Here is a 7,149-nt window from a genome sequence, read left to right as displayed (position 1 = left end):
ACCTCTTTGGCGCTGACCGAATCCGTCATGAACGGGCCGGTGCCGACCGGCTGAGAGTTGAAGGCGGCCTTCGGGAGGTCGGGTACCGGCATCTGTTTCAGCAGGTGCGCCGGCAGGATCCCGATGGTGGAATAATCGAGGAATGGGGCGAACGGTTCCGACAACGTGAAGCGAACGGTGTAGTCGTCCAGTTTCTCCACCTTGACGCTGGACCAGAGGTCGAACAGGCCGCTGGGGTCCAGGGCCTGGAAGCCGGGGTCGGCCATGACGCCGGCGGTGAAGACCACGTCGTCGGCGGTGAAGGGGGCGCCGTCATGCCAGTACACCCCCTTGCGCAGGACAAAGGTGTACGTCAATCCATCGGGAGCGATTGCCCAGCGCTCGGCCAGGCGCGGCACCACCCGGCCGGCTTCGTCGAAGGCGGTCAGCCCCTCGAACAGCAGGGCGCAGATATCGCGGTCAACGCTATTGTACTGGGCGAGGAGGGGATTGAGATGTTGAGGCGCGCCGGCAAGCCCTTCGGTGTAGCGGCCGGCTTCCTCGACACGGGCCAGTGGGCTTTGGGGAAGGAGCACCAGGGCCAGCGCGGTGACCAGCGCCAGAGCGCTCAGGAGAACCCATGTCCACTTTGCAGTGTGCAAAACCGCACTCCTTCGCCCGGGTGTGATGACGGTGTGATGGGAAAGCAGGCGTGTGGAAGGTCAGACAGACAAGATCGCTAATGGACCAGCACAATCACGGTCGCCAGCACGAAGAAAAGGATGGCGACGCCAATGGTTGCGTTGAACAGCGTTTTCTCCACGCCGCGCTTGGTGCGGTAGATGGCGCCGTCGCCGCCGAAAAGCCCGCTCAGGCTGGAGCCCCGGATCTGGAGCAAGATGAGCGCGATCAGGCCGGCGGAGACGAGTATCATCGCCACATACAGAAATGGTTTCACAGCTTTCAGCCCCCTTTCCTCAAGTGCAGTAGCGAAGCGATTATACCACGTGCATGGTGCATCAGCAAATCATTTCTGCCCTTTGGGCGGGATGAGTCCTCTGTCAATGGTTGTGAGATGAAGCAGATGGGCTTATTTGTGATTGTCATTCCCCCGTTCTTGTGGTATCCTTGGCCCAGTGCCCTTTCAACCACATCGAGCGAGGATAACGTATGCGCCGACTGCTGGCTCCGCTGTATAAGGCCCTATGGGGGATCCGCATCCTGGGATGGAATCTTGCTCTTCTCGCTTGGCAGTACCCGTTCCGCAAGGCCTTTGCTGTCGCCCGCTGGGCGCCTGACGGCCGCCGGCGTTCCCTGATCGAGACCCTGCGTCACTTCCCCCGCGCCTGGAAGGAGCGCGAGCGGCCGGAGCCCCCGCCGGCGGAGGCCTTCTCCCACCTGGGGCGGGTGCAGAGCGTCTCCACCGCGGAACGCTATGTTGAGGTGCACTGCCAGGCCGGCACCCTGCGCATCATCCCGCTCCAGCCCGACCTGTTCTGCGTGCGGCACAGCCCCGATGGGGAGTTCCCACCGGCCTTCTCGTATTCTGTCCTTCCGAACGAGGAGGACTGGCCGGCCTGTACCTTTACCGTCACAGAGGATGCCCACGGCGTGCGCATCGCCACAGAGCGCCTGGTCTGCGTCGTGCGGCGGGAGGACGCCGGCGTGGAATTCCACGACGCAAGCGGCCAGCTTATCAGCGCGGAGTGCGAGGGTGCCGGCACTGCCGGTGGCTGGTCTGCCTGCTGGCGCCGCCTGCGCGAGGGGGAACGGGTGTACGCCCTGGCGGAAAAGGCGGCGAACCTGGACCTGCGCGGCCGGCGCTACCGCATCTGGAACCAGGACCCGCAGAACTTTGTGCGGGGCGCGGACCCGCTGTACCTGAACATCCCCTTCCTGATGGGCCTGCACGACGGCCGCGCCTACGGGTTGTTCCTGGACAACCCCGCGCCGGCCGTGTTTGACATCGGCCAGACGCGCCCGGACACATTGGCCATCACGGCGGAGGCGGGCGAACTGCGCTATTATTTCATGTACGGGCCGGCGCCGGCGGTCGTGCTGGAGCGCTTCACCGGGCTTACGGGTCGGATCAATATGCCGCCGCTGTGGGCGCTGGGCTTTCACCAGAGCAAATGGTCGTATTTTCCCGATGCGGAGGTCCGCCGGCTGGCGGAAACCTTCCGCCGACTCGATATCCCCTGCGACGCCATCTATCTCGACATTCACTACATGGACGGCTATCGCAACTTCACCTGGCATCCGGAGCGTTTCCCGGACCCGGCCGGCCTGATCCGTTACCTGGAGGGCATGGGGTTTCGGCTGGTCGTCATCATTGACGCCGGCATCAAGGCGGACCACCGCGACCCGGTCTGCCGGGAGGGGCTGGAGCGCAAGGCGTTCATCACCTATCCCGACGGCCGGCCGTTCAAAGGGCCGGTGTGGCCTGGGGATTGCTATTTCCCGGATTTTACCTCGCCGGACGTCCGCGCCTGGTTCGGGGAACATTACCGACCCCTGCTGGAGATGGGAGTGGCCGGCATCTGGAACGACATGAACGAGCCGACCATCATCAGCGTCCACGGCGATGCGCCGCCGGACATTGTCCGTCATGCGGTAGAGGGCCGTGGGGGCGATCATCGGGAGTATCATAATGTCTACGGTCTGCTGATGGCGCGCGCTTCCCATGAGGCGCTGATGCGCCTGCGGCCGGCGCGCCGGCCGTTTGTGCTCAGCCGCTCGGGATTCGCCGGCATCCAGCGCTATGCCCTGGTGTGGACCGGCGACAACCTCTCCACCTGGGATTCCCTGGCCCTCACCATCCCGATGCTCCTGAACCTGGGGCTTTCCGGTGTCGCCTTTGCCGGCGCGGATGTGGGCGGGTTCGGCGAGGACTGCGACGGGGAACTGCTGGTGCGCTGGACGCAGTTGGCGGTGCTGACGCCCTTCTTCCGCAATCATAATTATCTGCGCGGCCGGCCCCAGGAACCCTGGGCGTTCGGTGAGCCATTTACGTCCATCAACCGCTCCTACATTGCCATGCGCTATCAGTTCCTGCCGGCCATCTACACTGCTTTCTGGCAGGCGGCGCAGTACGGCTGGCCGGTGATGCGCCCCATGTTCTGGGAAGCTCCCGAGCTGGCCGGCTCGCCCGGCGGTGATGACCAGTTCTTCTGCGGCGACCATCTGCTGGCGGCGCCGGTACTGCGGCCGCGCGCCGTGGGAAGAGATGTACATCTGCCGGCGGGGAGCTGGTACGATTGGTGGACGGACGAGCGTTTCGAAGGGCCGGCGGACGTCCGGGTGCCGGCGCCGCTGGAAATTCTGCCGTTGTTCGTGCGCGCCGGCGCTGTGATCCCAACCGCGAAGGTGGCGCCGCACACACCGCCTGCCGGCTGGGAACATCTGACCCTGCATGTGTTTGCCGGCAGTGCGGAGAGCGTGCTGTATGAGGACGCTGGCGAGGGCTGGGGCTTCCGACAGGGAGAATTCCGGCTGTCCCGCTTCGCCACCGCCTGGCAGGAGGGCGTCCTGCGCATCCGCCGGGAGGTTGAAGGGACGGAGGGCATCGGCTCCCGGCGATGGGAGGTGGTCGTGCACGGCCTGCCGGCGCCGGCGCAGGAGGTTCTCGTGGATGGACAGGGGAGCGCCTTCGCGTGGGATGCAGATCGCAAGGAGCTCCGGCTGGAGACCGCCCCGTTCCAAGAGATCGAGATCCGGGTGTAAGGCGCGGGAAGGAAAGCGTCCGCGCGCTATTTGGAGATATTGGTCGGGCCGGCTATACTCCTGGTGAGCGCATCACTTTGCACAACACGCATCAGGAGTATCTTGTGCCGGCCTTTTCGTTCAAGCGTTTCTGGCAGCGTGCCGGAGAGTATCTTGGCCTTCTGGGGCGTGGAGCCACCCATCATGACCCCACTGATGTGGTCACGCCTGAGGAGCGGCACAACAGTCGTGTCCTGATCTGGGAAGCCCCGTTCACCAATATCGCCTTTGGCTCGTTGGCCAATTTCTTCGCGCTTTTTGCCATCCAGTTGGGCGGCAGTAACGCGGTGGTGGGCTGGCTCACCAGCGGGCCGGCGGTGGTGAACATGCTCTGGCCCCTGCCAAGCGCCCGCATCATCCAGCGCCTGGGCAATTACCCGCGCTCCCTGGCGCTGTCCGCGTTCTTCCATCGCGTGCCCATCATCGCGCTGGCCGGCATCCCGTTCCTGCCGCCGGCCTGGCGCGCCTGGGCCATTGTCGTCCTGACCACACTGTCCGCCCTGCCGGCGACCATCTGGGGCGCCTCGTTCCAGACTGCCTGCGCCGAGATGTTTCATCCGCGCCATCTGGCGCGGGTGGTGGGGGAGCGTTGGGCGGTGATGAGCATTGTGGGGATGGTTGCATCGTTAACCTTGGGAAAGATGCTGGACCTGATCCCCTTCCCCCTTAATTTCCAGGTGTTGTTCGCCGGCCTGGGTATCCTGACACTTGCCTCGGTGTGGTTCATTCTACAGCTCCGGATGCCGTCCCGACAGGAAGACCCCACCCCCTCCACCTCCTCGGGGGAGAATGACCTCCCGCCGGCGCCCTGGTGGCAGAGATATCGGCAGTTCGCCATGTATGAAGTGGGCGTGTTCCTGACGTATTTCGCCATGTTTGCCGCGGTACCGCTGTTTCGCATCTACTGGGTGCGAGATTTAGGGGCAACGGGCACTTGGATCGGGGTGCTGACGGCGGCCTATTCCGCCGGCGGCCTGCTGGGGTATATCTTCTGGGGGCGCTGGAACCGGCCGGAGCGGGAACAGCGGGGCATGCTCATCGCCTCGCTGGGCATTCTGGTTGGCTATCCTCTGCTGACCACGGCCTTTCAACATCTGGCGCCGCTGGTGCCGGTCATGTTCTTCGCCGGCTTCATGGGCGGCGGGAATGAGCTGATCATCTTCAACCGCACGGTAGAATTGTCGCCGCGGAGAAGTCGTCCGACCTTTGTCGCGGTGCACCAGATGATCGCCAATGCGGCGGCGTTCTTTGCCCCGCTGGTCAGCACGGCCTTGGCCAATACGTTCGGCACCCGCTGGGTGCTGATAGGCTCTGGGGCGTTCGGGATCATCGCCACCGTCTTGCTGTGCTGGCTGGGCTGGGCATCCCGCCCCAGCCCTCGGCCGGCGGCGCCGGTCCCCAGCCCCTGAGACGCCTGGAAGGAGGAATATCCAGTGAAACCCGATTGGGTGCTGTACAACGGCATCGTCCGCACCTTGGCCCCCGGCCAGCCGGCCTATCAGGCGGTCGCCATTTGGCGTGACCGTATTGCGGCGCTGGGGGACAATTCCCTCGCCGAGAGCGTCCCGCCCGAACAGCGGGTGGATCTGGCCGGCCGGCTGGTCCTGCCGGGTTTTTGCGATTGTCACGTTCATTTTCTGGAATATGCCCTGCGGCGCCAGCAGGTGGACCTGAGCGGCGCCCGCTCTGCCGCGGAGGCATTGGAAAGGGTGAGGGAAGCGGCGCGCCGCGCTCCCGCCGGCCAATGGATCCTGGGCGGCGGATGGGACCCCAACGTCTGGGAACCGGCGGAATTCCCCACCCGGCAGATGCTGGATGCGGTCTGTCCGGATCATCCCGTCGCGCTGGACAGCAAGGACGTGCACTCCCTGTGGGTTAACAGCCGGGCGTTGGAGCTGGCCGGCGTGGGGGCCGAAACCCCCGACCCACCGGGCGGCCGCATCCTGCGGGATGCCAGTGGGGAGCCTACAGGGATATTGTGCGAGATGCCGGCGAAACAACTGGTGTGGAAGGTGGTGCCGCCTCCCACCTTTGCGCAGTGCTGTGCGGCGATGGAGGCGGCCTTTCCCAGCGTGTGGGCGCACGGCATCACTACCATCCACAATTTCCTGCTGGGCGAAGGCGCGCAGGAGCTCGGCGCCCTGCAGGAGCTTCGCCGGCAGGGCAAGCTGGGCCTGCGCATGCTCTGCCAGCTTCGTCTGGACATGCTGGAGCCGGCCGTGCGCGCCGGTGTGCGCACCGGCCTGGGCGACGAATGGTTGCGCATTGGCGGGGTCAAAATTTTCATGGATGGCTCCTTGGGGTCGCGCACAGCCCTGCTCTTTGCGCCGTATGTGGGGGAGCCGGGGAATACAGGTGTGGAGATTACCTCGCCGGCGCAATTGCGGGAACACCTTGAGCTGGCGCTTCCCAACGGGATCAGCGCCACTATTCACGCCATCGGCGATGCCGCCAACCGCCGCGCGCTGGATGTCCTGGAAGAGGCGCTGGCGCGCTATCCTTCCGCAGGCGCCCTGCCCAACCGTATTGAGCATGTCCAACTGCTGGCGCCGGCGGATATCCCCCGCTTCGGCCGGCTGGGGGTGGTCGCCTCCATCCAACCGGTGCACGCCACATCGGATTACGAGATGGTCGAACGGTATTGGGGGGCGGAGCGGGGGCGCGGTGCCTATGCCTTCCGGAGCCTGCTGGAGGCCGGCGCGACGCTCATCTTCGGCACCGATTGTCCGGTGGAGCCGCTGGGGCCGCTGGCTACCGTATACGCGGCGGTGGCGCGCCGCCGGCCGGATGGCTCCCCTTCCCCGGATGGCTGGCATCCGGAGGAGCGGCTGACGCTGGAGCAGGCGTTGATCGCCAGTTGTGCGGCGCCGGCGGCAGTCAGCGGGGAGAGCGGCATCAAGGGGACGCTGGAGCCGGGCAAGCTGGCAGATATGGCGATCCTGTCGCGGGATATCCTGGCCGGGCCGGCAGAAGCCCTGCTGGAGACCGAGGTGCACGGCACGGTGCTGGGCGGCCGGCTGGTGTACCGCTCGCCGGCGTGGGCGTAAGAGCCGGCGCAAGTTCTCGCTTAATTTGACAAGCCGGAAAGCCTTCGCTATAATACAAACTGCCCAAGGGGCTGTAGCTCAGCTGGGAGAGCGCTACAATCGCACTGTAGAGGTCAGGGGTTCGAATCCCCTCAGCTCCACCAGTGGGAAACAACTGTATAGCACAAAGGCGGTGAGCGGGAGTAGTAGACCATCTCCGCAGAGAGCCTGGCAGGAGAACAGGTGGGAGCCGGGCAGGCACATCGGAGAGTGCCGTCAAGGTCGAACTCGCCCGTGAGCTGTGGCGGTGAACCCTAGTAGCCGCCGCCGGCCGGCGGCCGTTATCTCGCCAAAAGTGGTTGGAGATGTGTATGGGGCTGTA

At 65.2% G+C, this 7,149-nt stretch carries 5 protein-coding genes and 1 tRNA gene; 4 read left to right on the top strand and 2 right to left on the bottom strand.

What is annotated here, in order from left to right:
- Window positions 1–641, bottom strand: a 641-nt coding sequence (locus tag H5T60_09990) for a peptide ABC transporter substrate-binding protein (protein ID MBC7242760.1), incomplete at its 3' end; no start/stop codon positions are given.
- A gap of 77 nt (window positions 642–718) precedes the next feature.
- On the bottom strand, window positions 719–937 hold the full coding sequence (gene secG, locus H5T60_09985) for a preprotein translocase subunit SecG (GenBank protein ID MBC7242759.1): 219 nt from the start codon (window positions 935–937) through the stop codon (window positions 719–721).
- A gap of 212 nt (window positions 938–1,149) precedes the next feature.
- Between secG and H5T60_09980 the strand changes: the two genes are divergently transcribed.
- The 4 genes from H5T60_09980 to H5T60_09965 all read left to right on the top strand — a co-directional run bounded on the left by H5T60_09980 (window position 1,150) and on the right by H5T60_09965 (window position 6,931).
- Window positions 1,150–3,702: a glycoside hydrolase family 31 protein gene (locus tag H5T60_09980; GenBank protein MBC7242758.1), complete on the top strand. Its 2,553-nt coding sequence runs from the start codon at window positions 1,150–1,152 to the stop codon at window positions 3,700–3,702.
- A 104-nt stretch (window positions 3,703–3,806) separates the two neighbouring features.
- Entirely contained in the window at window positions 3,807–5,150 is a 1,344-nt protein-coding gene (locus H5T60_09975; protein MBC7242757.1) for an MFS transporter, read from the top strand.
- Between the two features lie 24 nt (window positions 5,151–5,174).
- Entirely contained in the window at window positions 5,175–6,788 is a 1,614-nt protein-coding gene (locus H5T60_09970; GenBank protein MBC7242756.1) for an amidohydrolase, read from the top strand.
- Window positions 6,789–6,855: 67 nt separating this feature from the next.
- Window positions 6,856–6,931, top strand: a tRNA-Ala gene (locus H5T60_09965).
- The last annotated feature ends 218 nt before the right edge of the window (window positions 6,932–7,149 follow it).

It is taken from the genome of Anaerolineae bacterium, assembly GCA_014360855.1.
Lineage (GTDB): Bacteria > Chloroflexota > Anaerolineae > JACIWP01 > JACIWP01 > JACIWP01.
Note: the sequence above shows the minus strand (reverse complement) of the source record. Positions and strands in the feature narration are given on the sequence as shown.

Coding starts and splice junctions, on each gene's coding strand:
- H5T60_09980 (MBC7242758.1), top strand. CDS start 1,150: ATGCGCCGACTGCTGGCTCCGCTGTATAAGGCCCTATGGGGGATCCGC.